Below are 25392 nucleotides of genomic sequence, written 5' to 3'. Positions count from 1 at the left end.
TTGATCAGGCACCAATACAGAGAAACGAGATATGAGCAGTTCCAACACCTTCCGACTGACCCGTCGCGGCTTTGCCTTTGGCATGGCCGGGCTGACCCTTACCGCAGCTTGCGGGAATGGCGTCGGCAACTCCAACGCGGCGACGATCGATGCTCGGGTCGACGCGACGCTAAACGAAATGTATTCGCGCTATCCCAACACTGTCGAAATTGCGCAAAAAGCCAATGGGATGCTGGTAATGCCACTTATTACCGAAGCTGGCTTCATCTTTGGCGGTGGTTATGGCCGCGGAGCGTTGCGCATCAACGGGGCAACTGTCGACTACTATTCAGCGGTCAAGGGAACGGCCGGTTTCCAGATCGGCGCACAACAATATGCGCATGTCCTGTTCTTCATGACTCAGGACGCACTGAACGATTTCCGCCGCTCAAGCGGATGGACTGCCGGTGCGGATATCGGCTACGTGGTCAGCGACCAGGGACAAACTTTGACTGCTGACACCACGACACTGCGCACGCCTGTTCTGGCTGCCATTTTCGGTCAGGCAGGCCTTCAGATCGGTGCGTCTTTGGAAGGTGCCAAATATACGCGGATCATTCCCTGATTTCTGCCCGAATTAGATGCGTGCCGAACATGATGATTCTTCGGCGCGCGCAGACATTGCGGAACTTGTCGACAACTCCCCTTCCGGTTCCGGCAAGCTTCCACTAATCTCCGCGCGAATGCGAAACTCAAACCTCACGGGGAGTTCATGGGTCTTCTTTTTCGCTGGTTGATGCGGATCGCGGCTGGCCTCGTCGCTCTGGTCGTCGCCGGTGTGGTATTGGTCTATTTCCTCGCCAGCCAGTCGCTGCCGGAGTACAATAAGTCGGTCAAAGTCGAAGGCCTGACCGCTCCGGTCGAAATTGTACGCGATCATTCGAACGTTCCGCACATCTTTGGCGAGAGCGATCCCGATGTTTTCTTTGGTTTGGGATATGCGCACGCACAGGATCGACTGTGGCAAATGACGGTGATGCGGCGAACTGCCCAAGGGCGCCTGTCAGAGATATTCGGTCAAAGGACCGTTCCGATCGATAAATTGCTCAGGCGGTTTGATCTTTATCGGCTTGCACAGAAATCCGTCGATGTTCAAGACGACTACACCAAGAAAGCCCTTCAAGCCTATGCTGCTGGCGTCAATGCGCGACTCACCGAGATCAACGAGGATGCCCTGGGGCGCGGCGCACCCGAAATGTTTCTGTTCAACGCTCCTGTCGCTCCGTGGCGCCCCGGCGATAGCCTTGCAATCATCAAACTGATGGGTCTGCAACTGTCCGGCCATTTGGAAGAGGAGGTTTTGCGCGCCCGCGTCTCTCTGATGCTGGACGACCCGGCACGACTGGCTGATATCTTGCCGGATGTCCCTGGGCCGGGCACAGCCGCATTGCCAGAATACGCCGCCCTCTTTCCGGATGTCCCGCGTTACGCCAAAGGCACGGCAATGCTCGCCGACCCCTTGTCACCATTTCCGAAACGGGGTCTGGCTGGCGCGTCGAATGCATGGTCGGCAGCACCGAACCGATCCGCCAGTGGAGGAACTCTGTTGGCCAACGATCCGCATCTTGGGTTTTCGGCGCCTACAATCTGGTACCTTACCCGGCTCGAATTGGAGAATGGTGGAATTATAGGGGCCTCGATTCCCGGAGTTCCGGCCATCATGGTTGGCCGGAGCGATCGTTTGGGCTGGGGGCTGACATCAGCCTATATGGATGATCAGGATCTCTATGTCGAAAAACTCAATCCAGACAATCCCGAAGAGTACCTGACGCCGGATGGCTATAGGTCATTCGAATCGCGCCCTTCCATTATCGAGATCAAGGACGCCCCACCGATCACTCTGACCCTGCGCTGGACCGAAAACGGACCTGTCTTGCCTGGAAGTCATTATAGCCTCGAAACCATAACCCCACCTGGCCACGTTGTGTCACTTGCCTGGACTGTGTTGAGCCCAAGTGACACATCGATGAGCGCCTCATTGGCCTTGATGAACTCGAACAACGTGCGCGAAGCAATACGGTCCACCGAAGCGTTCATTGCCCCGGCACAGAACTTGTCCCTTGCAGACAAGAACACCATAGCCATGAAGCTGGTCGGCGCGATACCCGATCGCGACCCGGCGCACCAAAGTCAGGGCCGATTGCCCAGTCAGGGATGGCGCACAGAAAATCGCTGGCAGGGGCGCGCGCCCTATTCCGAAAACCCCGAATTCGTCTCACCTTCCGGTGGCTTAATGGGCAATACCAACAACAAGATCATCGACAGACCATTTCCAAATCACGTTTCTTTTGTCTGGGGCGACACCCAACGCGTGCAGCGATGGGAAAAACTAATGCAGAACCGCGAGGTGCACACCCGCGACAGTTTCATAGAAGCGCAGTTGGATCCTGTCAGTATCACAGCACGAACGTTATTGCCGCTCATCGGTGCAGATCTTTGGTTTACAGGCGAATCCGCACCCGAGGGCACACCCGAGCGGCGACGACAGATTGCCCTTGCCTTGCTGGCCGAATGGAATGGCGAGATGAACGAGCACCTTCCCGAACCGCTCATCTATGCGGCATGGGTTCGGGCGTTGCAAAAGCGGCTGATAGCTGACGAACTTGGGCCACTGGTCAGCGAATTCAAACATGTGGAGCCACTTTTCATCGAACGGGTCTTTCGCGACATCGACGGAGCATCAGTCTGGTGTGACGTGCGCCAAAGTGCTCCCTTGGAAATTTGCACGGATATGGCCCGCCTTGCCCTTGACGACGCGCTGATCTGGGTAGCCGAAAAGTATGGCGGATCACTCGAGGCGCTGCGTTGGGGTGATGCACATCAGGCGACTCACGATCATCAGGTTTTGGGATCGGTTCCGGTCCTTCGCTATTTCGTCAATATCCGCCAGTCCACCAGCGGCGGGGACAACACCCTCCAGCGCGGCCGCACATCGGGTGAAGGGCCCAATCCGTTCCTCAACGTTCACGGCGCAGGGTATCGGGGCGTTTATGACTTCGCCGATCCGGATAGTTCTGTTTTTATTACCTCCACCGGTCAGTCGGGACATTTCCTGTCGCGCCACTATGACGACCTCGCACAGCTTTGGCGGCGTGGCGAATACGTGCCAATGTCTCTGGATGCCGATCTCGCCAGGGCTGCGGCGGTCGGCACAACAAATCTGATCCCCCGCTGAGTTCAAAAGACGAGGCCTTGGCAATCAATCGCGCGATTCTCGGGAGGACATTTACGAAGCTACCCTCGTTGGCATACTCTTGGCAAACCGACGCGCCACTCGGAGGGGGCAATGGCCAGTGTTCAAGACGTTCTTCAAAACCTTGCACGCGACTATGCAATCGCCTGGAGTTCAGCGGATGCCGATACCGTGGTCTCATTTTTTGCTCCGGATGGAAAAACCTGCGTGAATTGCGGTGACGTCATTCAGGGCCATTCAGCGATAAAAGAACTCGCGCACAGCATTTTTGCTGCCTTTCCGGACCTGGAGATCCGATGCGATATGATGCGCAAAGCGGGCAATCACGCACTGTTTGTCTGGACGATGGAAGGTCACCATGCCGAGACCGGAAATCTTGTCATTTGCCGTGGATGGGAAGAGTGGGATTTCGATTCTGACCTGAAAATCCTCAACGCCAAAGGCTGGTTCGACGCTGAAGACTATCAAAAACAGATCGTTGGCGGCTGAACTTCATAACGCATCAAATCTGGCTTCTTGAATAGGTGTCCACAAAACAGAGAGCTCGAAACCCTTGTCCGATTGAGTTTCGGACTGCACAACGTCTTGTGCGAACAACCATGCCCGCTTGCGGCCTTCGGAAAAACCAAGATGTAACACAGCCTCGTTGCGCACCACTTGAAGTTCTTGCGCTATTGCTGCCAGAAGTGGTTCCACCCCCTCGCCGCTAACTGCGGAGATCGCAAAGATTTTCTTGTCTCGCGCAGCTCGTGCCAAAACGGAGGTTCGTGCTTCGTCTTCAAGCAAGTCGACCTTGTTCCAGACCTCCAACCGTAGTCGATCCTCGGTCACGCCCAATGATGCCAGAATCGCCTCGACATCCTGTGCCTGCGTTTCAGTTTCGCTGTGGCTGATGTCGCGCACATGAATGATCAGGTCCGCGCCCAGAACTTCTTCCAAGGTGGCACGAAATGCCGCGACCAGTTCAGTCGGCAAATATGAAATGAACCCGACCGTGTCCGATAAAATTACTTCGGGACCGTCAGGCAGCTGCACGCGGCGCATCGTTGGATCCAGCGTGGCAAACAGCATGTCCTTGGCCATTACTTCCGCGCCGGTCAAACGATTGAAGAGGGTCGACTTTCCTGCGTTGGTATAGCCCACCAGCGCGACAATTGGATATGGAACCTTGGCTCGCGCTGCGCGGTGCAGAGTGCGGGTTTTCACCACCTTCTCCAATTGCCGGCGCAGGCGAACCAGTTGTTCGTCAATGGCGCGTCGGTCGGCCTCGATCTGAGTTTCACCAGGACCGCCGACAAACCCAAGCCCCCCACGCTGCCGTTCAAGGTGGGTCCAGGCCCGGACTAGTCTTGTGCGTTGATAGCTAAGCGCGGCCATTTCGACCTGCAGCACACCTTCTCGGGTGCGGGCGCGGTCACTGAATATTTCAAGGATCAAGCCCGTTCGGTCCAGGATCTTGACCTTCCAAGCATTCTCGAGATTGCGCTGCTGTACCGGTGTCACCGGGCCATCAATCAGGACAAGCTCGATCTTGTTTTCGTGAAACCGGTCACCCAGCTCTTCGATCTTGCCACTGCCAAACAGATAACCGGGCTGCGCTCGCTGCAAGCGCACAATATCGTACCCGATTACGTCCAGATCAGGCAAAGCTGCAGCAAGTGCTACAGCTTCTTGCAGCGCCGGTCCCGGAAGACGACGTTCATCATCTGACTTGATATCCGGATGCAGCACCCACGCCCGGGTGAGCGTCCTGTCATGTTCCATCAAGAGGCGTCTTCGCCCTCATAAAGGTTAATTGGCTGCGACGGCATGATGGTCGATATCGCGTGCTTGTAGACCAACTGCGACTGTCCGTCGCGGCGCAACAATACGCAAAAATTATCGAACCAGGTAATCACACCCTGCAATTTAACACCGTTGATCAGGAAAATCGTAACCGGAACTTTAGCTTTCCGTACGTTATTCAGGAACGCATCCTGAAGATTCTGTCTGTCCGAAGCCATATTTTTATAATCTCGCCATTGTTCTTGCTACGCGCTGCGGACCAACGCGCTCCCTCTGGCGCAGTATGAAGTGCCGCGACAGGATATTCCAGACGAAAAAAGGAAAAGCATGACGTGACGTCAAGCAATTTCTTTAGGCGCGCCACAGGGATGGGGTCAAAAGTGCAATTATTGCCAGTGTTTCAAGACGACCGATTATCATTGCGGCACAAAGCGTGAATTTTGCTCCCACACCGAGCTCGACGAGCCGGATCGGTATTTCGGTGGCGGTTTCAATCAGCGGTCCGGCCGTCGTCAGTGAAGCGATCGTTAGCACCATAGATTGCTCGAAACTCGACCCCAAAACAGAGAACACAATGGTGAAAACGGTCAACGAAATCGCAAACAACATGAAAAAGATCCAAGCAATGAAGGCCCCATCGCGTTGAATTCGCCGATGTCCACCTGCCGTTCCGCTGATCGAGGATGGGTAGATCAACCGCTCCATCTCACGCAGCCCGTTAAGGTAAAGTGCAAAAACACGCAAAAGCTTCACGCCCCCAGCAGTAGTGGCCACACCACCACCGACCATGGCGAGCCCCATCAGAATCATTCCCGGCGTTCCCAGCCCTGACCATTGCTGTGCCTCAGCCCAATCGGAACTGACAAACCCTGTCGTCGTCAGAAAAGAGAGCACAGTGAACATACTGCCCCACAAAGACCGTAATCCTAACTCCGCATTCATCTCAGCGTTGACGTCATAAGCACCCAGCCAATGCCTGAAAAACAAGATGAGAGGAACGGATACCACAAAAAGCAGACCCACGCGAAATTCGGGGTCTTTGTCCAGACGCGAGTAACCCGAAGCCGCGGTATCAGACGAAAAAGTCAGACGTGACAAGGCAAAGAACAAAAACAGAAACATGATCGCTTCGCCGGTCAAACCCGACGCCGACCCTTCGAGACCACCAACCGGCGATATCCCGGAAGTGGCCATGATTGACATCGCATGGCAGATTGCAGTCAAGCCTTTTTCGCCTGCAATCAGAAGCAGAACCCATATGACACCAGTAAGACCGGTATAAACTGGAACGAGCGTTCTTGAAATCTTAAACAACCGCCCGCGAGGATCGGCTCTTTCACTTTGCACCACGCCGAAAACAGCACGCCCTGGCTCTCCCTTGGCCGTTACTTCAAATCCGCCCAAGGACAAAGGCGCCAAGATAGCAGAGGCGGCAATCCACATTAGCAGCCCCCCCATCCAGCCCACCTGAGCGCGCCACAGATGCAACGGCGCAGACAGCCGTTGAGGATCAGGAAAAACATTTGCACCGGTCGTCGTCAACGCGCTGACCATGTCCAGATAGGCATTGAGAAAAGTCGTTGTACCCAATGCGTCGTGGAGGGGAATTGCCAAAAAAACCGGCATGAACGCAAACGTCGCAAGCAGCGCGGCCAGTTGGCCCAAAGTACCCCGTTTCGGAAACCGGTTGAGCATTGCCAGCGCAACCATCGCCACGATCACCAATCCAACCAGACCCGAATAAAAAAAAGACCGAGATGTTGGATGATCATTTAGCGCCAGCGAATAGCTGGCCGGAATCCACATGGAAATCGATGCAATTCCCCAAATAACCAGGAACAGCGGCATGCGCCGCAAGTACCCGATTTTTTGCTTTGCCCGGACCGCCATCAGAAAAAATCGATTGAAACCTGCATGAGCCGTTCGACCTCGGCGACATCGTCGGCCATGGCGAAAATCGCCAAAACGTCTTTTTCTTCGATCCGAAGGCTTCCGGTTGGTCGAAGAACCTCGTCACCCTTGCGCACAGCTCCGACAAGTACGCCTTCGGGAAAGTCGATATCGCGCAATTTTTGACCTGCCATGGGAGAGGTCGACAAAACCTCTGCCTCGATCACTTCAGCCTCGGCATCGCCGATCGAATAAACCTGGCGTACACGGCCATGGCGAATGTGGCGCAGGATGGAACTGACTGTGGTCGCGCGCGGATTGATATACGCATCAACACCCAAGGGGCCCATCAGCGCCACCATACTCGGGTCGTTGACCAGCGCGATGGCCAGCGGACATCCGTCAGCCTTTGCCCTAACGGCCGCGAGCATGTTGGTCCGGTCATCATCGGTCACCGCCAACATTGCATCAGCGCGTTCGATTCCCGCTTCTTTGAGAAGCGCGGAATCAAGGCCGTCTCCATTCAGAACAATGGTACGTTCCAGCGCTTCGGCTGCCCTTTCCGCACAACGTCGGTCGCGCTCAATGATCTTGACCCGTACCCTTCCCTCACGCTCCTCCAGTGTCTTGGCCACTTCCAGACCGACATTTCCGCCGCCGACAATCACAATCCGATCCTGACGTTTCTGGGTCTTGCCAAAAACTTCCATGGTTCGATCCACGTCTTCCACTGCGGTAAAAACGTAGCATTCATCGCCGACGAAAAGTTGATCATCAGGTTCGGGTGCGAACAGCGAACCGGCTCGTCGGACGCCGACAACAATAGACTTGAGGGTTGAAAACAGGTCTGTCAGCTGCCGCAATGGCGTGTTGATGATCGGGCAAGCCTCTTCAACTCGGATGCCCAAAAGCTGCGCCCGACCGCCCATGAAAATCTCGGTGTCAAACGCTGCAGGTGCGGATAAACGGCGCATGGCAGCGGCGGCCACTTCGCGCTCGGGGCTGATAACCACATCGATAGGCAGGTGGTCGCGCCGGTACAAATCCGAGTGGATTGCCTCGAGATAGGACTTCGCCCGTAAACGCGCTATCTTTCGTTGGATTGAAAAAACCGAATGGGCCATCTGACAGGTGACCATGTTCACCTCATCTGAATGAGTTGCCGCAATGATCATATCTGCGTCTCGCGCACCTGCTCGCTCTAACACATCCGGATAGCTGGCAAAGCCCGCGATTCCCTGTACATCCAGCGTTTCCGTGGCCCGGCGCACAAGGTCGGGATTGTTGTCAACGACCGTGACATCGTTCAACTCTCCGGAAAGGTGACGCGCGATCTGCCATCCGACCTGACCTGCGCCGCAAATAATGACCTTCATTTCTCTGGCCCTTCTGCCTGAGCGTTTTGAATGACAGATGCAATTCTGGCGGTCAATTCAATTGTCTTAAACCCATGGTTGAGGCAATGTAAGCTAATGAAAACAGTGATCCCCACCAGCTTGCTCATCCTCGCTCTTACGGCCTGCGGTCCGCTGTCTCTGTACTATCGCGAAGGCGCATCAGTTTCGAAGATGCAGACCGAGACCACTGATTGTCAGATCAAGGCGCTCCGAGACGCTCCGGTCGCAAACCAGGTTCGCCAAAGCCCACCAATCTATTACCCTGGCCGAACCGTCTGCAACAGCTCTGGCCAATGCTACACAACCGGCGGTTGGTGGCAGCCGGGGCACCTCTATACCGTCGACGTCAATAAGGGCCTTCGCAATCGCGTCGAGGCACAGTGCATGGCGCAAAAGGGCTACCGGCCGGTCAGCCTTCCGCCTTGCAGGCCAAACGTGAAATCTCTTGTTCCGGCGTCTCGGACAACGACCTTGCCGCCGCTGGGCGAAGGGGCGTGTTTTGTCAGATTCGACGATGGCACATTTCAGATCATCACCCCGCAACAAGCGGGGTGACTCTTTCATGTCTCCTATTCTGCCGGTTCCGTTTCGTCCACATGCGCAACCCGGGCACCGGATTTGTTGGATGTGACAACTCCAAGCGACTTCAACTTACGATGCAACGCGCTACGCTCCATCCCGACAAAGCTTGCGGTCCGACTGATGTTTCCACCAAAGCGGTTGATCTGCGTCAAAAGATATTCCCGCTCGAACGCCTCGCGTGCTTCACGCAAAGGCAGTGTCGCCAACGCCCCGGACAAAACGACACGCCCTTCGTCTTCGGCACTTTGATCCTCGTTAGGAAGTTCCCGCGCTTCGATCACGCCGGCGCTCTCCCCTAAGATCAAAACTCGCTCCACCAGGTTCTTGAGTTGCCGCACATTACCCGGCCAGATCATCGTTTGCATCAGGGCAACGGCCTCGTCGCTAAGCTCACGTAGTGGCAATCCCTGTGTCTCGTGACACATGTCGATGAAATGCCGCGCCAGCATCGGAATGTCTTCTCGCCGCTCTTCCAAGGAAGGCACGGCCACCGGAACCACGTTCAGCCGGTGATACAGTTCCTCACGGAAGCGCTCCTCGCGAATTTCGTTTTCAAGGTCCCGGGTTGTCGAAGAGATCACGCGAAGATCAACGCGAACCTTGTCTGTTCCGCCCACTCTTTGAAATTGCTGATCGACCAGAACGCGCAGGATCTTTGACTGCGTACCAAGCGGCATGTCGGCCACTTCGTCGAAATAAATCACACCTCCATGCGCTTCCTCCAGTAACCCGGATTCTATGCCGCGTTCAGAAGATTCACGCCCAAACAGCACTTCTTCCATGCGCTCGGGCTCCATCCCCGCACAATTAACGGTCACGAATGGAGCGTTTGCGCGATTTGAATGGGCGTGGATATAGCGTGCGGCGATTTCCTTGCCTGAACCCGCCGGTCCTCGCAACATTACTCGCCCATTGGATTTCGTGACCTTGTCCAACTGGTTCTGCATCGTACGGAAGGCAGCGGACTTACCGATCATATCGGAACAACTGACTTCGCGCCGTTTCAGCGCGGCATTCTCGCGCCGCAGACGCGATGTCTCCATCGCGCGCCGGATGACAACCATCAACTGATCAATGTTGAAGGGTTTTTCTATGAAATCATAGGCACCTTGTTTGATTGCAGCCACCGCAATTTCTATATTGCCGTGCCCGGATATGATCACAACCGGTACATCGGGATTGTCGCGCTTCACCGCTTTGAGGATATCAATCCCGTCCATCCGGCTGTCCTTGAGCCAGATATCCAGGATCAGCAGCCCCGGCGGCTCGGAATTGATTGCCGTCATACATTCATCCGAATTGCCAGCCAGGCGGGTGGAATACCCTTCGTCCTCCAGGATATCGGACACCAGTTCGCGAATATCGCGCTCGTCATCTACGATCAGAATATCACTCATGATTGGCCTGCTTTCAAATTGGGTTTAATTGCCTGCTTTTGTGGTTCGGATCTCGGGTCGCTCCGGACCCTTGGTAAGCGGATCACGGCCATTGCACCGAAATGGTCCTGTCCGTCGAAAACCGGCGCATCCTCCAGGGTGAGATTGCCGCCGTGTTCTTCAATGATTTTCTTGACGATGGGCAAACCGAGCCCGGTACCTTCGTCTCGCGTAGTCACATAAGGCTCAAACAGTCTCGCCCGATCCTCAGGTAGCCCAATGCCGTTATCGGCTATCGTGATTTGGACACCATCGGTAAGCTCCCTCATCGCCACGCGGATTTCCGGAGCATGATGTTCAAGGACGCCATTTTTCTTAAAAGTTTCAATCGCTTCTCCGGCGTTTTTGATAAGGTTTGTCAGTGCTTGATTGAGCATCGTCGCATCCACATCCACGATGAAGGGTTCTTCAGGAAGATCCGCCTCGATTCTGACATCCGGTTGCCCTGCCTGCTGTAACAGCACGGCTTCCCGAACCAACTCGACCAAATCTTCTTCGTGCCGGTCCGGATCTGGCATTCGCGCAAATTTGGAGAACTCATCGACAATACGCCGTAGATCATTGGTCTGACGCACGATTACATCCGTCATCGCCGTGAGAACATCACAGTCTTCCCCATCAAGCTTATGCGAGAATTTTCGTTTTATTCTTTCAGCACTTAACTGAATTGGCGTCAGCGGATTCTTGATTTCGTGTGCAATCCGTCGGGCCACATCGCCCCAAGCAGCCATACGTTGTGCACTGACCAGATCAGTGACATCGTCAAAGGCAACCACATAGCCCTCAAGTCTGCCATCCTCGTTACGCCGAGTCGACATTCGAACTAACAGATTTTCCAGCCGACCCTTCCGGGTCACTTTGACTTCTCCCTGAACAGTCTCCTGCGTCCCGATTTCCAGTGTTTCGAAAAGTGGCAGGAACTCTGGTACCGCAACCCCCAAAGCCAGACTCTGTTCATCACCCGTCCAATCGAGCAAGCGTTCTGCCGATCGGTTCACAAAGGTGATCTTTCCGCCCGAATCCAGCCCTACAACGCCAGAAGTAACCGAGCTCAAAACCGAATCGAAGAGCCTACGCCGGCGTTCGATTTGTTGCGTGTTCTCAAGCAAGGCGTCGCGTTGGCCTTTAAGTTGTCGCGTCATCTGATTGAAGTAGCGACCCAACATCGATATTTCATCATCTCCATCACCTTCGGCCACTTGCACGCTCAAATCCCCTGCCCCAACACGCTGTGCCGCCGTTGTCAGCCAGCCGACCGGGCGCGACAATCGTTCAGCGAACCACATGCCTAAGGACACCGCAGCCAGAATAAGGATGACCGCAAATCCCAGATACAAAAGCCCGAATTCAAAAAGAACCTTGCCGCGCTCACTTTCCAGTTGCTGGTAAAACCGCACTGTTTCCTTTGTATCATCCAGAAGATTCAGTATTTCGCCGTCGACTTCCCGGCTCACATACAGATAGCGATCCAGATACACTTCCAGGGGAACAAGCGCACGGAATTCGTTGTTGCCCCAGTCTTGGATGATCAGAAAGCCTTCATCGTCCGATTGTACAATCTCATTGTTTGTTGGTTTTTCAAAATTGAATAGGTAAGAACGATCTCCCCGTGCTCGGATTTCACCTGTTCCGTCGATGATATAGGCTTCGCGTAATCCGCGTTGTATCTGGCTTTGGCCCTGCGCCAGCACTTCGCGCAGCTCGGCGTCAGTAACAAAATAGTTCAATTGACGCGCCCGATCGAGAAAACGTGCAAGAACAATCGCGTCTTGGCGCAAGCCTTCGCGGTGCTCCAGTTCATAGGCTTCGGCAGCGGACAGAGATGACCCAACCACCTGGCGCACTCGATCCGAAAACCAGCCTTCCAAACCAATATTGATGGTCAGCCCCGCAAAGATCGCAACTGTAACCGTCGGGACCAACGCCAACAACGTGAATGCGCCAATCAAGCGCAAATGCAGGCGCGACCCGGCCGACTTGGCGCGGCGTGCCACAACCAAACGCCCCAGCTGCCCCAGCACCAATGCGGCAAGGAACAGGACGTAGACCAAATCTGCCAGCAAAACGAGCCGCAAGGCCGATGCGGAAGCGCCAAGATCAAATGGACCGATGACAAGATACGTTGCAAAGGCCAGAACAGGCCCTAAAAGAACAAGCCCCAACGTCCCGAAATTGCGCAATCTTCTGGACTTGCGCCACCGATTGATCGATGGGATTGACCCGTACTGTGACCGGGATACCACCTGCTGCCCTCATTCTGATGTGCCGCAAAAGCGGCTTACCGCAATATTTCGTGGTCTTTGCCGGGTGGACACCCAGCTGCCACGGTTTGTGTGGCGATATTACATCAGTTTGCGGCGTCGTGTCACCTCTATATCGAGTTCTGTAATCTTTTTTCGAAGTGTATTCCGGTTAATCCCCAGAAGGTCTGCACATTTTGCTTGATTGCCTCCAGTCGCATCCAACGCAATTTCAATCAACGGCGCCTCGATCTCTCGCAGAATCCTTTGGTACAACCCAGGCGCAGGCAGCATATTTCCATGCAGATCGAAATATCGGCGCAGGTGGCGTGCTACCGAAGCCGACAATTTCTCCTTATCGCCGCCACCCAGTACTGGCTCAATCTCTGGCTGACTGCCCAGTACCGCTTCGACTTCCGAACGAGCGATCTCGTTCCCTCGGCTTGTCAGGCCCAGCCTCCGAACCGCGTTTTCCAGTTGCCTCACATTTCCGGGCCACGAATACCGTCGCACGAGATCGAGTGCCTCTTTTCCAAGCCACCGTTTCGAAGAGGTGTCATTTGCCTCGCGAGCCAAAAAATGTTCAACCAATAGGGGAATGTCGTCAACCCTTTCGCGCAAAGCCGGCACATGGAGTGTCGCCCCGCATAAGCGGTAATAAAGATCCTGGCGCATGCGTCCACCTTCCATCGCTTCCGCCAGATCGCTTTGGCTGGTGGCAATGAACCTAGGAATGTGATCGCCTGGAGAATCGATCATCCGAACTATCCGCGCCTGAATATCTTCCTCGATATCCGCCACCTCATCGATCAACAATGTACCGCCGCGAACCCGGGCCAGAACACGCGCCGGGCCGTCCAGTTCCCGCAGATCTGCGCCGGTAACAGTGACAAACGGCAAGGTTCGACGGTCCGAAAAGTCATGAAGGGCCCTGGCGATTAGCGATTTACCGGTGCCGCTTTCGCCCGAAATCATCACCGGCAAATCCGTGTTCATTACCCGCGCCACCAACCGGTACAAGGCTTGCATGACCGGTGTACGTCCCACCAAGGGCAGTTCTTCGGGGCGTTCACTGCGAGCATCTCGCAGTTCTGGAGGCGAACGTCGCTTTTGCTCCAAGGCGCGAGCCGTCCGCTTCATCAGATCTGGCAAATCGAACGGTTTCGGCAAATAGTCATAGGCTTCTGCCTCGGCCGCCTGAATGGCCGTCATGATCGTGTTTTGCGCGGAAATCACGATTACCGGCAGGCCAGGCCGGTCCTGGGCGATCTTCGGCAGCATCTCCAACCCGTTGCCGTCCGGCATGACCACGTCGGAAATGATGACATCTCCCTTGCCCTCGCCGACCCATCGCATCAACGTGGTCAGCGAACTGGTTGCGTGAACTTTGCACCCCGCCCGCGTCAGGGCCTGCGTAAGAACCGTTCGGATCGTACGGTCGTCGTCGGCGACCAGAACTGTGCCATCCATCAAATGTTCTCCTCTGGGTTCGCATCGCGCGGAGCGCGGCGAAGTGACAAGCGGAATACGGTTCGCCCTGGAACCGAATCCACCGATATCCATCCATCATGGTCGGAAATAATTTTGCTGACCAAAGCCAGCCCAAGGCCCGTTCCATTCTCGCGCCCGGACACGAACGGATCAAAGATGTCGGCCTTGATGTCTTCCGGCAACCCCGGCCCATCATCGACTATCTCGATCTGCAATGGAAGTGAATGCCCGGACCCGTCGCTTCGCCGCAAGCGGAAGGAATGTTCAAAATAGGTACGCAGTCGTATTGTGCCGCCTTCGCTTCCCGCCGCTTCGGCGGCGTTTTTCAGCAGGTTCAAAACGACCTGCAGCAACTGGTCCGGATCGCCATAAGCCATTGGCAAAGACGGGTCGTAGTTCTCGACAATCGCCATGTTCGCCCCGAAACCCAGCAATGCCGACCGGCGTGCCCGATCCAATACATCGTGAATATTGACGGGTTTGAGACCCGGGGGCGAGAGGTTGCCGAACTGCTCAACCTGCTCCAGCAGTTTCACGATCCGCCGACTTTCCGCGACGATCAGATCCGTCAATTCAAGGTCCTGAGGGTCCACATTCATCCCGAGCAGTTGAGCGGCACCGGTAATACCCGCCAGGGGGTTTTTGATTTCATGAGCCAACATTTCGGCCATTCCGATTGCAGACTGCGCGGCGGACTTGACCGAGTGATTCAGAGTCATCCGCCCCGAAAGCTCTCGCGGCGAGATGATCATGATCATCGACCCCGGTTGGCCAACAAGCGGAGCAATCTGAAGAGCACATTGCAGCGGGCTACGGTTGCCGGAACCTACATCGACATCATTGACAAAAAGAGGGGTGCCGTTTTTGCGCGCTTTCACAAACGCGGGCTCCAACGGAGCATTCACCGCGATCTGATCCCAGACGGGTTCACCGATGACAGATTTTCGTGAGGCGTTAAGAAAACCTTCACCGGCAGAGTTGATGTCAGCGATCCGATCCGCCGGGTCGATGATGAAAGCGGGTACTGGAAGTGACGTCCAGATATCCTGATCTAATGTCATGCGGCCGCCTCCTTTCTTGCCAACAACGCATCCGGAAGAATTCGCTTAACCTCTTGTGGGTCGCGACAAGTCAGTACCGCACGGCGCAGCGTCGCACCTGTTCCCGCCTCGTCCATGTACCACCCCAGGTGCTTGCGCGCGACGCGCAAGCCAAGATCGGTCCCATAAAACGCCAACATTGCTTCATAGTGAGCAGAGATCACATCAATCAGATCGTTGCCCATCGGAATTTCCGGCGCTTCCGCCCCATAAAGTTCATGACAAATCTGAGCGAGAATCCACGGCTTACCCTGCGCACCGCGCCCAACCATCACGCCATCCGCACCGGATCGGGCCAAAGCATGGCGCGCCGAGGTGGGATCAGTAATATCACCGTTGGCGATCACCGGCACTGAAACGGCCTCTTTGACCTCGCGGATTGCAACCCAGTTTGCACGCCCTTTGTAGAACTGGCACCGGGTGCGTCCGTGTATCGTTACCATTGATACTCCGGCGTCGGCTGCCCGCTTGGCCACGTCAGGGGCATTGAGCAATTTGTCGTCCCAACCAAGCCGGGTTTTCAGTGTCACCGGAATGTCGACTGCCTCGACCACCGCCTCGATTAGCTTCAACGCATGATCAGGAGTTTTCAGAAGCGCAGAGCCGGAATATCCGTTGGTCACCTTCTTGGCCGGGCATCCCATATTGATGTCAATGACCCGCGCGCCCCGATCCGCGACCTGCTTTGCGGCCTCGGCCATCCAGTGCGCCTCTCGCCCGGCCAGTTGAACCGCCGTGTTTTCGACATCCGCCGATAGTTCCGCCCGCTCTCGCACACCTGGTTTGGCTTGCACCATTTCCTGGCTGGCGACCATTTCGCTGACTACCATGCCAGCACCGAAATTCATCACAAGGTCACGAAAGGGCCGGTCTGTGATTCCGGCCATGGGTGCCAGTACAACCGGCGGATTCAGTTTTTTTTCACCCAGACGCAGGTCCAAAACGCTTAATCCTTGTGCAGTTGAGTTTTGAATACCGAAATTTCAGCATTTGAACAACGAAACGCCACGACACAAGGTTAATAATTCGAAGTTTGCATAATTTTTCACCACCTGGAGTCCGGTGATTGCCTCTGCTTTCACCTCATCCTAAACAGAGGCTGTATCGACGGAGAACTTCCCTGAATGAAAACCGCCGCCATCATCGTCGCCGCCGGGCGTGGTCAACGGGCAGGTAGCGGAACGCCCAAGCAGTGGCGCCAATTGGCGGGACGTCGGGTTATCGACTGGACCCTTGATGCATTTCACGCAGCAGGGTTGGACCAAATCGTACTGGTCCTGTCAGAAGAAGACAGCACCGCTTGGCAAGAGTTTTCGGTATCCGGCCTCTTGCTGGCAAAGGGCGGTACGGATCGGGCTGGCTCGGTTCAAAGCGGACTTCGTGAATTGGAGGGATTGGGCATCACTCACGTCCTCATCCATGATGTCGCGCGCCCGTGCGTATCACAAAGGATCATTCAGGATGTTCTTGACGCTTTGAACAGCAGTTGCGCCGCAGCGCCCGGGATTCCAGTAACCGACGCACTTTGGACCGGTGACGGGAACCACGTCACCGGTACACAAGACCGGTCAGGGCTTTTTGCGGCCCAGACACCGCAAGGATTTCACTATGCCACTATCCGGGCGGCCCATGACGCGCATCCGGGTGGTGCCGCAGATGATGTTGAGGTGGCGCGCGCGGCTGGAATCAACGTGTCAATCGTGCCGGGTGACCCGGACAATCTGAAAATTACCCGCCCCGAAGACTTTGCGCGGGCAGAACGAATTTTGGGAGCAGCCATGGATATCAGACTTGGCAATGGTTATGACGTGCACCGCTTCGGCGACGGAGATCATGTAGTCTTATGTGGTGTCAAAGTTCCACACGACCGTGGACTGCAAGGCCATTCGGATGCCGACGTCGGGATGCACGCCGTGACCGACGCCATTTACGGTGCGTTGGCGCAAGGCGATATCGGGCAACACTTCCCCCCATCGGATCCGCAATGGAAGGGAGCGTCTAGCGAGATATTTCTGCGCCACGCTATCCAACTTGCGGCGAGTATGGGCTTCAAGGTGTCGAACATCGATTGCACCTTGGTTTGCGAATACCCCAAGATCGGGCCGCATTCTGCAGGTATGCGCGAACAGATGGCGCAGATCATGGATCTCAGACCAGATCAGGTGTCGGTCAAGGCGACAACCTCAGAACGGTTGGGGTTCACCGGGCGCGGTGAAGGAATCGCTTCGATCGCAACGGCTTGCCTGGTGCGCGCATGACACTGGCACAACTGATAGGAACAGTCTGCGGCGTCGGTTATTTGCGCCCTGCCCCCGGCACCTGGGGATCTTTGGCGGCCTTACCTCTGGCCTTGGGCCTGCACACGGTCGGCGGCTTCCCTCTGCTGGCGTTGGCGACGGTATCCGTTTTCTTAGGCGGTCTTTGGGCCACCCGGAAAATGACGGCGGGCCAAGACGATCATGACCCGTCCGAGATTGTCATTGATGAGGTTGCCGGGCAGTTCATCGCCCTTTGGGCCATTTCCTATCCGGCCTGGGCGCATGGATTCGAGATTACCGCGCTTTGGCCAGGCTGGATTTCCGGTTTCCTGCTGTTTCGACTGTTTGACATCACCAAGCCGGGTCCTGTCGGCTGGGCCGACCGGCGCGGCGATGCTATGGGTGTTATGCTGGATGATATCATCGCTGGAGCGTTTGCGGCGGTCGGTGTTGCCATACTTGCGGTTATCTCACATGGGGTTTTGGGGTTGTGAACGTCTCTGACCTTCTTGATCGCGCCAAGGCATTGAACGTGATGATCGCCACCGCAGAAAGCTGCACCGGAGGTCTGGTCATAGCCGCATTGACAGAAATTCCGGGCAGTTCAGCCGTGGTTGAACGCGGGTTTGTGACGTACACGAACGAGGCCAAACGGGAGATGCTGGGCGTCTCTGCCGCCACGCTGGAAACAGTGGGGGCCGTTTCGGAAGAGGTGGCGCAGCAAATGGCCGAAGGCGCCTTACGGAACTCACGGGCGCAGCTTGCCGTATCAGTTACCGGAATTGCAGGGCCGGGCGGATCAGAGTTCAAACCCGAAGGCCGAGTCTGCTTTGGTTTGTCTGGGAATGGGATAGAGACCACCTCGGAAACTGTGGAGTTCGGAGCGCTTGGTCGGGAGAATGTACGTACTGCCGCCCAGGTGCACGCGCTGAGCCTGTTGGCACAAGGGCTTCTTCGGATCGCTCAAAAATAAGGCACATTGCGCCAAAACGCGCATAAAACGACAACAGTTGACCAAAAGACGCATAAAGAGGCGGGCGTTTTGCAGGCTGCCTCTTTTTTCCTCTCGGCCATTTGGGTTCAAGGCTCTCCACACTCATTCAACGAGGCGTTGCCCCGTTTGTCGAAAGGAGAACGGCCCATGAATGGAGCCGATACAGCCTGGATCATCGTCGCAACTGCGCTGGTCCTTTTCATGACCCTGCCAGGTCTTGCCCTGTTCTATGGCGGTCTCGTTCGGGCACGCAACGTGCTGAGCGTGTTCATGCACTGTTTCGCAATCGCTTGCCTCATGAGCGTTCTTTGGATGATAGCTGGATATTCCATCGCCTTCGGCAACGGTACATCAGGAATCTGGGGAGGGCTCGACAAGGCATTTCTCGTCGGCATTACTCCAGACAATCTGTCGGGCACATTGCCCGAGATCCTGTTCTTCGCCTTCCAGATGACCTTTGCCATCATCACCCCGGCGTTGATCATCGGTGCATATGTGGAACGCGTGGGATTTTGCTTTGTCCTGACCTTTTCGGGCCTCTGGATGCTGCTTTGTTACGCACCGGTGGTTCATTGGATCTGGGGCGGTGGTATCCTGACCGATGGAGGGATCTTAGGCGAAATCGGTGTACGCGATTTTGCGGGCGGCATAGTCGTGCATGAAACAGCCGGCCTTGCAGCCCTGATCATTGCAGTTTTCCTTGGGCCACGTCGCAACCGCACGGTTCCACCGCACAATCCGGGTTTTGTCATGATCGGCGCAGCGATGCTCTGGGTTGGCTGGTTCGGCTTCAACGGCGGCTCGCAGCTGGCTGCGGATGGTGGCGCGGCGATGGCATTGACTGTCACACATATCTCTGCTGCGACCGCTTCGCTGACATGGGCGCTTTGGGAGCGGATCAAATACGGCAAGGCGTCCCTGGTCGGCCTTGTTACAGGTACCATCGCGGGCCTCGCGTCGATAACGCCCGCGTCGGGTTACGTCGATCCGGTCCAGGCCCTGATTATCGGCGCCATTGCCGGGATTCTGTGCCAGGAAGCGGTCAACGTCGTCCGCAACCTGCTCAAGATCGATGACACGCTTGACGTGTTCGCCGTGCACGGAGTCGGTGGCATTTTCGGCACCATCATGATTGCCGCTTATGGGCTGGGAAGCTGGACAGCCCAACTGGGCGGGCTGGTGATCGTTGGTGCCTTTACGGCAGTTGTCACAATTGTGTTGGTCAAGGTGGTTGCACTCGTCACGCCGCTTCGCGTAGATGCCGAGACCGAAACAAACGGGCTCGACCTCTCTGTCCACGGCGAGCGGGCCTATGACATGAGCAGCTAAGCCCACCTTGGCATGCTCTGCCGCCCGCAAGGGCAAAAGCGGGCCTCTTGGGGGTCCGCTTTTTCTTTAACTTGGTCATGCGCCGCCCAACCGGTCAGCAAGGTCCGACGCCCGCCCACCCGTTCGGAGCAGAGACCAGACCTCGTCCGCCTGTTGTTGTCCAATCAGTTTCGCGGCCTTCTCCCTTACACGGGATTCCCGATCTGACAACGAGATAGGAGCCGCCAAGTCATGTTCGGCCTCCCGCTTGACGCCATCCCGGCGCAGAAGAGTTAAGCGCGATTGGGTCTCGGACAAGGTTTCATCCTGCTCGACCGTTATACGTTCGCGCAGCGAAATCAGGCGTGGATCGGAACAGACCTTGTCGGAATAGCTGTCAAGTCTTGCGGTGTCATAACCCAGTGCCTGCATTGCCATCACCGTGCGGTAAGAAAACTTCGCCCCAAGCCCCCCTGTCGGAGCCGACTGATTGCAAACGCTCATCCATCTGGGGTGGGTTTTAATGGTGATCTCCGCCACTTCGGGTTCGGCGATATCCAGCTTCAGCCCGGCTTCCAAAGCAGCATGCAGACCGTGACAGCAGGCATGGAACTTGTGACTGACGTTTTCGAACAGCCAGTTCTCCCCCAGGCCGTCCAGCGCTGCGTTGGTATTTCCGGCCCCATGATGGGTTGCACCAAAACCGAACGGGCCTTCCAGTGCCATTTCGCTGGGTTCAAATCCACGCTGCACCAACAGAACCGCCTCAATACCATTCGATGCAGCAATTCCCGCGTTATAGGGTTTGCCCATGGTTCCGAATTGCGCCTTAAGCCCCGCCGCACGAGTCGCGGTGAGACCCAGAACTCGCTCGATTTGTTGCTCGTTCAATCCCGCCATACGGCTGGCCGCCGCCGCTGCGCCAAAGGCACCGGCTGTGGCAGTTTGGTGAAACCCGGCCTGATAATGCCCACGCCCCAGCCAAAGCCCTACGCGAATTGAAAGCTCCATCCCGACAAGAGCGGCTTCAAGCATCTCCACGAGCATGCGGTCGCTCCATTCCGCCATTGCCAGCGCGGCAGGAAAAACGGCGACAGACGGATGACCGATATGGGCAAAATGCGTGTCGTCATAGTCAAGCGCGTGGGAAATGGTGCCATTGACCAAGGCGGCTCCGCGCATCGGGGCGGTTCCTTGCCCGAACAATCGGGCTTGCGGTGCGCCACTCTCCTCCAGAACCATATCCCGAACGATCCGGGCAACAGGTTCGTTCGCCCCCGCCCGTCCGACCGCCAACCAATCCAGCGCCGAAAGCGAAGCTACGATGCGGGCCTGTGCGCTCGTCGAGACAGGCCCCGCGACAAAAGCGGCCAACTGAGATGTGAAATCCGTCATGAGGCGCAGTCTAGCGCTGGTTCAGCGCGGGTAAAGCCTCAGCCGTACAAGTCGACCGCGCGTTTTTCAAATGCCCTGACGATCCGGTGCATTGCCTCGTTGAACACAACACCGATTATGCCTTGAAGGACTGTATTCCTGAACTCGAAGTCAACGTGGAACGACACGTTGCACCCACCATCTGGCGCGTCCTCGAATGCCCAGTCGGATTTCAGATACCGAAACGGACCGTCGAGGTATTCGGTGTCGATTTTCTTTTGGTCGGGAAACAGGGTCACCCGGCTGCCGAAGCGTTCGCGAAACACTTTGAACGAAATGACCAGATCCGCTTCCATCACCTGGGCCTCTCCAAGCGAATAGGTTCGCCTTATCCGGGCGGCTGCGCACCAGGGCAGGAATTGGGGGTACTTGGCCACGTCGGCGACCAGATCGTACATCTGCTGGGCGGTGTAAGGCAGGTGACGGGTTTCCGAGTGTACAGGCATCAGTTCCGGTTTTACTTGGTGACAATGGCGCGTCATGTCGTATGTTGCGGCCGAAAGATCAAGGGGGGTGACATGAGCCAGCGCGCCTATGTGATAGATGAGATGATCTCGGCCAAGGCCATTGCCGCAAGAATCGAAGAGTTGTGCCGGGAAATTTCCACCGAATTCAACGACACCGACAAGCTGGTCGTTGTCGGTTTGTTGCGCGGCAGCTTTGTCTTCATCGCCGATCTGGTTCGGGAACTGGAGCTTCCGATCGAAGTGGATTTTCTTGAAGCATCCTCATATGGCGATTCAATGGAAAGCAGTAGAGAAGTTCGCATTCTCAAAGACTTACGCGCCGCAATTGAAGGCCGTGATGTGCTGGTGGTCGAAGATATTGTCGACACCGGCCATACCTTGAACCATGTCACGAACCTGCTGATCAGCCGCAATCCAAAACGTCTGAAATCCATCGCGCTGCTCGATAAACCGAGCCGCCGCGAGGTGGATTTCCGATCCGATTGGGTCGGGTTCGAAATCCCTGATGAATTCGTCGTGGGTTATGGCATCGACTATGCGCAACGCAATCGAAACCTTCCTTATATCGGCAAGGTCCGTTTCATTCAGGAAACCGTCTGAACCACGTTTCAAATTTCGATAAGTCAATGAAAATTCTTCATTTATTGCGCATGGCGAAATGGGCTCGGCGCCCGCCATCGGAGAAGCGGGTGAAGCTGGTTTTTGGCGTCGTCCTGTTGTGTCTTGTCGTCGTGGGTATCGAATACCTTGGCTGGTGGCCCGACTGGGCCCAGACCAAACCGCTCAAACTGCGGCCTTGACGGGTTTTACCCCAGCAATTCACGTGTTGCGGCGAGGAAAATACCGGTTCCCACCGGAATGAGTTGGTCGGGAAAATCATAGTCGGGATTGTGCAACTGCGGGTGATCCCGCCCGGCCCCCAACCAGAACATTGCCGACCGCGCGCCCTTGCCGAACTGGCCGAAATCTTCGGAAAACCGCTGTGGCACGCTTGTCAGGTTCAAAGAAACCTTTTTCGAACGGCATGCTTTTTCCAGAATTTTCACGGCTTCCCAATGGTTTACACACGCGTCGAACACATCGTCATAGGTGATTTCCACGCCCAGTCCCGCCGCCTTAGCCTTGCTGTAAACAACGGCCTCTGCGTCGGCAACCAAGCGTTCCATACGGGCGTCGGATACGGTGCGGAGCGTGACCCAGACCTCTCCCCGTCCGGGTGCAACACCAAATGTCGGTTCCCCGAGTTCCGCATGCGTCAGTGTCGTCAGGGCGTAGTCATCGTTCAGTTCGCCACCCTGCCCCAGGCCGGAAAGCGCAGGCATCAGTTGTACCATTGCGTCAGCGGGAGATATTCCATCCTGCGGCGCGGCCGCGTGAGAGGTCTTTCCGGTCAGAACGACGCGCATTCCACGCGAGGCACAGTTCGTTGCTCTTGTACAAAGTTCGACGGCCCCAAGCTCCAAACTGGGCAAATTGTGCAGGGAAAAAACATAGTCTGGTTCAAATTGTACAAACCTGGGATCACCGCGAAACGCAATTGCGCCCTTCCCGGTTTCCTCGGCCGGCTGAAAAATCAGCACTACGCGACCGCGTTTAGGGCGTTCTGCGGCGAGAGATTCGGCCACGCCCAGTACCATGGTCATGTGGCCGTCATGGCCGCACAAGTGTCCTTTGCCGGGGTACCTGGACGAGTAGGCCGCGCCGGTAAGTTCCTCGATCGGGAGCGCGTCCAACTCGCAGCGTATCCCAACGGTTGGCCCCGCCGTGCCGCTGTCGAACAGCGCGGCAATACCGTGCCCCCCGATCCCGGTGACGATCTGATCCGGGGCATGGCGCTGCAGCAGCTCGGCAATGCGCACAGCCGTTTGCACCTCAGCGCCCGATACCTCGGGGTGCTGGTGCAGTTCATGCCGGATAGCTGTCAGCCGTTCCAGCGTTTCGGGCGTCATGCCTGACCGAGCTTCTTCATCCGGGCCTCGCGCAGGCGGGCGAAATCATTGCCGGCGTGGTACGAGGACCGGGTAAGCGGTGTCGCGGACACCATCAGGAACCCCTTGCCATAGGCCGCTTTCTCGTAGGCGGCGAATTCCTCGGGCGTGACGAAACGGTCAACGCCATGATGCTTTGGCGTGGGTTGCAGATATTGCCCGATGGTCAGAAAATCGATGTCGGCCGCGCGCATGTCGTCCATGACCTGACGCACCTGTTGTTCGGTCTCGCCCAACCCGACCATAATGCCGGATTTGGTGAACATTGCCGGGTCCAGTTCCTTGACCTTCTGCAACAGGCGCAGCGAATGGAAATACCGCGCGCCGGGGCGAACCTCGGGGTACAGGCCGGGGACGGTTTCGAGATTGTGGTTGAAAACATCCGGTTTCGCCTCGACCACGACTTCGAGCACGGAAGGGTCGCATTTCAGGAAGTCCGGTGTCAGGATTTCAATCGTAGTGCTGGGCGAACGATGACGGACGGCGCGGATCGTCTGAGCAAAATGTTCGGCCCCGCCATCCACCAGATCGTCACGATCCACCGAGGTGATGACCACGTGGTTCAGGCCCAGCTTTTCGACGGCATGTGCGACGCGGCCCGGCTCAAACGCATCCAGTTCGTCAGGACGACCCGTGGCGATGTTGCAGAACGTGCACCCCCGCGTACAGATTTCGCCCATGATCATCATGGTTGCGTGTCCCTGAGACCAGCATTCCCCGACATTGGGGCAACCGGCCTCTTCGCAAACAGTCACGAGATTGTTGTCGCGCATGATTCTGTGCGTATCGGCATATCCTTTTCCGCCCGGCGCCTTGACGCGAATCCAGCTGGGTTTCTTGGGTTGCGCATTGTCCTTGCGATGCGCTTTTTCGGGGTGGCGTTGCTCGGGAATTTTCAGATCGCGCACGGGCGGTTACCTAATGATTGAGACCAGTTGTTCGCTCCCTATCATATTTGTTCGCCCAGTGTAACGCCAGCGACGCATGGCCGCTATGCGCGACACCGTTTCGCGCGTCTGGTGTATTGATCAGCACGCTTGCCAAGTTGCGGGCCCGGTCTGATACTGGGTGGCAATGTTGTTTTTTTAGCGGAGGTCGGCAATGCCAAGCGAAGCGGAGAAGTTGGTTAAAGAATTCAAAGGCTTGGAAAAGGAACTCAAGGGGATTTCCGCCGCCCATGGAAAAAAGCTGAAAAAAGACGTCACTGACTGGTTGAACCAGGTCTGGAAAAAGGAAGATCTGGTTTCCGAAGCCATCGAAGAGGCCCGCAAAGGCGGGCATGACGGAAAGAAAGCGGACGATTTCAAGGATGACAATACCTACAAGAAGGCCCTGGAGGATTGGACCAAGGCCGTCAAGAAACATCATGAAAACATTGACGAATTGACCGATTTCTCCAAACGTGCGGATACGCTGCATTCCAAGCTGAAAAAGCAGTGCGACAAAGTCGAAAAGGAAGTCAAGAACGGCAAGGCCGGGGGCGATGCCGCCAAGATCGAAGCCACCATCAAGGACGTCAAAGCCGCCCTTCCCGAACTGCAAAAGGCCGGCAAGCAGGCCAGCGGTCTGCCTGTTCACGTGATCTTTTATGCGCGCAAGATCAAAGCTTCCGCCGAAAAGATCGTTGCGGACGCGGTCAAGAAGACTTCGCCGCCCGAGTTTCCCAAGTCGATGCAGGCGGACCAGCGGAAAAAGACGGAACGCAAGATATCGGCGGCGGAACGAAAGATTACGCATTATTGCAAGACGACCAAGGCGAACCTCGACAAGGACCTCAAGAAAGCGGAAAA

At 56.1% G+C, this 25392-nt stretch carries 23 protein-coding genes; 10 read left to right on the top strand and 13 right to left on the bottom strand.

Annotated features, from left to right (window positions below; genetic code table 11):
- Nucleotides 1-31 precede the first annotated feature (31 nt).
- The 3 genes from AC2FLX_RS02325 (at nucleotide 32) to AC2FLX_RS02315 (ending at nucleotide 3721) form a co-directional block, all read left to right on the top strand.
- Nucleotides 32-604: a lipid-binding SYLF domain-containing protein gene (locus tag AC2FLX_RS02325; protein WP_480750923.1), complete on the top strand. Its 573-nt coding sequence runs from the start codon at nucleotides 32-34 to the stop codon at nucleotides 602-604.
- A gap of 147 nt (nucleotides 605-751) precedes the next feature.
- Nucleotides 752-3214 carry a penicillin acylase family protein gene (locus AC2FLX_RS02320; protein WP_496746443.1) on the top strand — a complete coding sequence of 821 codons (2463 nt, stop codon included), beginning with the start codon at nucleotides 752-754 and terminating at the stop codon, nucleotides 3212-3214.
- A gap of 111 nt (nucleotides 3215-3325) precedes the next feature.
- Nucleotides 3326-3721 carry a DUF1348 family protein gene (locus AC2FLX_RS02315; RefSeq protein ID WP_496810512.1) on the top strand — a complete coding sequence of 132 codons (396 nt, stop codon included), beginning with the start codon at nucleotides 3326-3328 and terminating at the stop codon, nucleotides 3719-3721.
- 3 nt (nucleotides 3722-3724) lie between these two features.
- On the opposite strand, the gene hflX is transcribed toward AC2FLX_RS02315, so the two are convergent.
- From hflX to trkA, 4 genes are all read right to left on the bottom strand, one after another.
- Nucleotides 3725-4996 (bottom strand): GTPase HflX, encoded by a 1272-nt coding sequence (gene hflX / locus AC2FLX_RS02310; protein ID WP_496810513.1) that lies wholly within the window; start codon nucleotides 4994-4996, stop codon nucleotides 3725-3727.
- On the bottom strand, nucleotides 4996-5235 hold the full coding sequence (hfq, locus tag AC2FLX_RS02305) for an RNA chaperone Hfq (protein ID WP_005982826.1): 240 nt from the start codon (nucleotides 5233-5235) through the stop codon (nucleotides 4996-4998). Before hfq ends, hflX begins: the two co-directional genes overlap by 1 nt.
- 133 nt (nucleotides 5236-5368) lie before the next feature.
- Nucleotides 5369-6865 (bottom strand): TrkH family potassium uptake protein, encoded by a 1497-nt coding sequence (locus tag AC2FLX_RS02300; RefSeq protein WP_496810514.1) that lies wholly within the window; start codon nucleotides 6863-6865, stop codon nucleotides 5369-5371.
- A gap of 41 nt (nucleotides 6866-6906) precedes the next feature.
- The gene (trkA, locus tag AC2FLX_RS02295) at nucleotides 6907-8283 is read right to left on the bottom strand and encodes a Trk system potassium transporter TrkA (RefSeq protein ID WP_480750918.1); all 1377 of its coding nucleotides are present in this window, start codon (nucleotides 8281-8283) and stop codon (nucleotides 6907-6909) included.
- A gap of 96 nt (nucleotides 8284-8379) precedes the next feature.
- Here trkA and AC2FLX_RS02290 point away from each other — a divergent pair, with 96 nt between their 5' ends.
- Nucleotides 8380-8859 (top strand): hypothetical protein, encoded by a 480-nt coding sequence (locus tag AC2FLX_RS02290; protein WP_480750917.1) that lies wholly within the window; start codon nucleotides 8380-8382, stop codon nucleotides 8857-8859.
- Nucleotides 8860-8873: 14 nt separating this feature from the next.
- Here AC2FLX_RS02290 and ntrX read toward each other — a convergent pair whose 3' ends face one another.
- From ntrX to dusB, 5 genes are all read right to left on the bottom strand, one after another.
- Nucleotides 8874-10283: a nitrogen assimilation response regulator NtrX gene (ntrX, locus tag AC2FLX_RS02285; protein ID WP_480750916.1), complete on the bottom strand. Its 1410-nt coding sequence runs from the start codon at nucleotides 10281-10283 to the stop codon at nucleotides 8874-8876.
- Entirely contained in the window at nucleotides 10280-12565 is a 2286-nt protein-coding gene (locus tag AC2FLX_RS02280; RefSeq protein WP_496810515.1) for a sensor histidine kinase NtrY-like, read from the bottom strand. The genes ntrX and AC2FLX_RS02280 overlap by 4 nt, the downstream gene beginning before the upstream one ends.
- A 99-nt stretch (nucleotides 12566-12664) precedes the next feature.
- Entirely contained in the window at nucleotides 12665-14032 is a 1368-nt protein-coding gene (locus tag AC2FLX_RS02275; RefSeq protein ID WP_480750914.1) for a response regulator, read from the bottom strand.
- Nucleotides 14032-15114, bottom strand: a complete 1083-nt coding sequence (locus AC2FLX_RS02270; RefSeq protein WP_496810516.1) for a two-component system sensor histidine kinase NtrB — start codon at nucleotides 15112-15114, stop codon at nucleotides 14032-14034. Before AC2FLX_RS02270 ends, AC2FLX_RS02275 begins: the two co-directional genes overlap by 1 nt.
- Nucleotides 15111-16094: a tRNA dihydrouridine synthase DusB gene (gene dusB, locus AC2FLX_RS02265; protein WP_480750912.1), complete on the bottom strand. Its 984-nt coding sequence runs from the start codon at nucleotides 16092-16094 to the stop codon at nucleotides 15111-15113. Before dusB ends, AC2FLX_RS02270 begins: the two co-directional genes overlap by 4 nt.
- Before the next feature lie 183 nt (nucleotides 16095-16277).
- Between dusB and AC2FLX_RS02260 the strand changes: the two genes are divergently transcribed.
- The 4 genes from AC2FLX_RS02260 (at nucleotide 16278) to AC2FLX_RS02245 (ending at nucleotide 19734) form a co-directional block, all read left to right on the top strand.
- A complete protein-coding gene (locus AC2FLX_RS02260) occupies nucleotides 16278-17411 on the top strand; it encodes a bifunctional 2-C-methyl-D-erythritol 4-phosphate cytidylyltransferase/2-C-methyl-D-erythritol 2,4-cyclodiphosphate synthase (RefSeq protein WP_496743916.1) in 1134 nt (377 codons plus the stop codon).
- Nucleotides 17408-17905 carry a phosphatidylglycerophosphatase A family protein gene (locus AC2FLX_RS02255; protein WP_496743915.1) on the top strand — a complete coding sequence of 166 codons (498 nt, stop codon included), beginning with the start codon at nucleotides 17408-17410 and terminating at the stop codon, nucleotides 17903-17905. The genes AC2FLX_RS02260 and AC2FLX_RS02255 overlap by 4 nt, the downstream gene beginning before the upstream one ends.
- Nucleotides 17902-18384, top strand: coding sequence for a CinA family protein (locus AC2FLX_RS02250; RefSeq protein ID WP_496810517.1), 483 nt, complete (start codon nucleotides 17902-17904; stop codon nucleotides 18382-18384). Before AC2FLX_RS02255 ends, AC2FLX_RS02250 begins: the two co-directional genes overlap by 4 nt.
- Nucleotides 18385-18552: 168 nt before the next feature.
- Nucleotides 18553-19734, top strand: a complete 1182-nt coding sequence (locus AC2FLX_RS02245) for an ammonium transporter (RefSeq protein WP_496810518.1) — start codon at nucleotides 18553-18555, stop codon at nucleotides 19732-19734.
- 75 nt (nucleotides 19735-19809) lie between these two features.
- Here AC2FLX_RS02245 and AC2FLX_RS02240 read toward each other — a convergent pair whose 3' ends face one another.
- The gene (locus AC2FLX_RS02240) at nucleotides 19810-21108 is read right to left on the bottom strand and encodes an MmgE/PrpD family protein (protein ID WP_496810519.1); all 1299 of its coding nucleotides are present in this window, start codon (nucleotides 21106-21108) and stop codon (nucleotides 19810-19812) included.
- A 38-nt stretch (nucleotides 21109-21146) separates the two neighbouring features.
- A complete protein-coding gene (locus AC2FLX_RS02235; protein ID WP_480750906.1) occupies nucleotides 21147-21593 on the bottom strand; it encodes a type II toxin-antitoxin system RatA family toxin in 447 nt (148 codons plus the stop codon).
- A gap of 72 nt (nucleotides 21594-21665) precedes the next feature.
- On the opposite strand from AC2FLX_RS02235, the gene hpt reads away from it, so the two are divergent.
- Entirely contained in the window at nucleotides 21666-22214 is a 549-nt protein-coding gene (hpt, locus tag AC2FLX_RS02230) for a hypoxanthine phosphoribosyltransferase (RefSeq protein ID WP_480750905.1), read from the top strand.
- Nucleotides 22215-22420: 206 nt separating this feature from the next.
- Here hpt and AC2FLX_RS02225 read toward each other — a convergent pair whose 3' ends face one another.
- Together AC2FLX_RS02225 and lipA are read right to left on the bottom strand one after the other, a co-directional pair.
- Nucleotides 22421-23563, bottom strand: a complete 1143-nt coding sequence (locus tag AC2FLX_RS02225) for an amidohydrolase (RefSeq protein ID WP_496810523.1) — start codon at nucleotides 23561-23563, stop codon at nucleotides 22421-22423.
- A complete protein-coding gene (gene lipA, locus AC2FLX_RS02220; RefSeq protein ID WP_496743904.1) occupies nucleotides 23560-24510 on the bottom strand; it encodes a lipoyl synthase in 951 nt (316 codons plus the stop codon). The genes AC2FLX_RS02225 and lipA overlap by 4 nt, the downstream gene beginning before the upstream one ends.
- Before the next feature lie 193 nt (nucleotides 24511-24703).
- Between lipA and AC2FLX_RS02215 the strand changes: the two genes are divergently transcribed.
- Nucleotides 24704-25392, top strand: a 689-nt coding sequence (locus tag AC2FLX_RS02215; protein WP_496875370.1) for a hypothetical protein, incomplete at its 3' end; no start/stop codon positions are given.

The sequence above is a fragment of the Ruegeria sp. YKSF57 genome (assembly GCF_059612585.1).
This window is presented reverse-complemented; position numbering and strand designations above follow the sequence as displayed.

Excerpts from the sequence above, each read along its gene's own strand:
- AC2FLX_RS02325 (WP_480750923.1), top strand. The coding sequence starts at position 32 with ATGAGCAGTTCCAACACCTTCCGACTGACCCGTCGCGGCTTTGCCTTT.
- AC2FLX_RS02320 (WP_496746443.1), top strand. The coding sequence starts at position 752 with ATGGGTCTTCTTTTTCGCTGGTTGATGCGGATCGCGGCTGGCCTCGTC.
- AC2FLX_RS02315 (WP_496810512.1), top strand. The coding sequence starts at position 3,326 with ATGGCCAGTGTTCAAGACGTTCTTCAAAACCTTGCACGCGACTATGCA.
- hflX (WP_496810513.1), bottom strand. The coding sequence starts at position 4,996 with ATGGAACATGACAGGACGCTCACCCGGGCGTGGGTGCTGCATCCGGAT.
- hfq (WP_005982826.1), bottom strand. The coding sequence starts at position 5,235 with ATGGCTTCGGACAGACAGAATCTTCAGGATGCGTTCCTGAATAACGTA.
- AC2FLX_RS02300 (WP_496810514.1), bottom strand. The coding sequence starts at position 6,865 with ATGCCGCTGTTCCTGGTTATTTGGGGAATTGCATCGATTTCCATGTGG.
- trkA (WP_480750918.1), bottom strand. The coding sequence starts at position 8,283 with ATGAAGGTCATTATTTGCGGCGCAGGTCAGGTCGGATGGCAGATCGCG.
- AC2FLX_RS02290 (WP_480750917.1), top strand. The coding sequence starts at position 8,380 with ATGAAAACAGTGATCCCCACCAGCTTGCTCATCCTCGCTCTTACGGCC.
- ntrX (WP_480750916.1), bottom strand. The coding sequence starts at position 10,283 with ATGAGTGATATTCTGATCGTAGATGACGAGCGCGATATTCGCGAACTG.
- AC2FLX_RS02275 (WP_480750914.1), bottom strand. The coding sequence starts at position 14,032 with ATGGATGGCACAGTTCTGGTCGCCGACGACGACCGTACGATCCGAACG.
- AC2FLX_RS02270 (WP_496810516.1), bottom strand. The coding sequence starts at position 15,114 with ATGACATTAGATCAGGATATCTGGACGTCACTTCCAGTACCCGCTTTC.
- AC2FLX_RS02260 (WP_496743916.1), top strand. The coding sequence starts at position 16,278 with ATGAAAACCGCCGCCATCATCGTCGCCGCCGGGCGTGGTCAACGGGCA.
- AC2FLX_RS02255 (WP_496743915.1), top strand. The coding sequence starts at position 17,408 with ATGACACTGGCACAACTGATAGGAACAGTCTGCGGCGTCGGTTATTTG.
- AC2FLX_RS02245 (WP_496810518.1), top strand. The coding sequence starts at position 18,553 with ATGAATGGAGCCGATACAGCCTGGATCATCGTCGCAACTGCGCTGGTC.
- AC2FLX_RS02240 (WP_496810519.1), bottom strand. The coding sequence starts at position 21,108 with ATGACGGATTTCACATCTCAGTTGGCCGCTTTTGTCGCGGGGCCTGTC.
- AC2FLX_RS02235 (WP_480750906.1), bottom strand. The coding sequence starts at position 21,593 with ATGCCTGTACACTCGGAAACCCGTCACCTGCCTTACACCGCCCAGCAG.
- hpt (WP_480750905.1), top strand. The coding sequence starts at position 21,666 with ATGAGCCAGCGCGCCTATGTGATAGATGAGATGATCTCGGCCAAGGCC.
- AC2FLX_RS02225 (WP_496810523.1), bottom strand. The coding sequence starts at position 23,563 with ATGACGCCCGAAACGCTGGAACGGCTGACAGCTATCCGGCATGAACTG.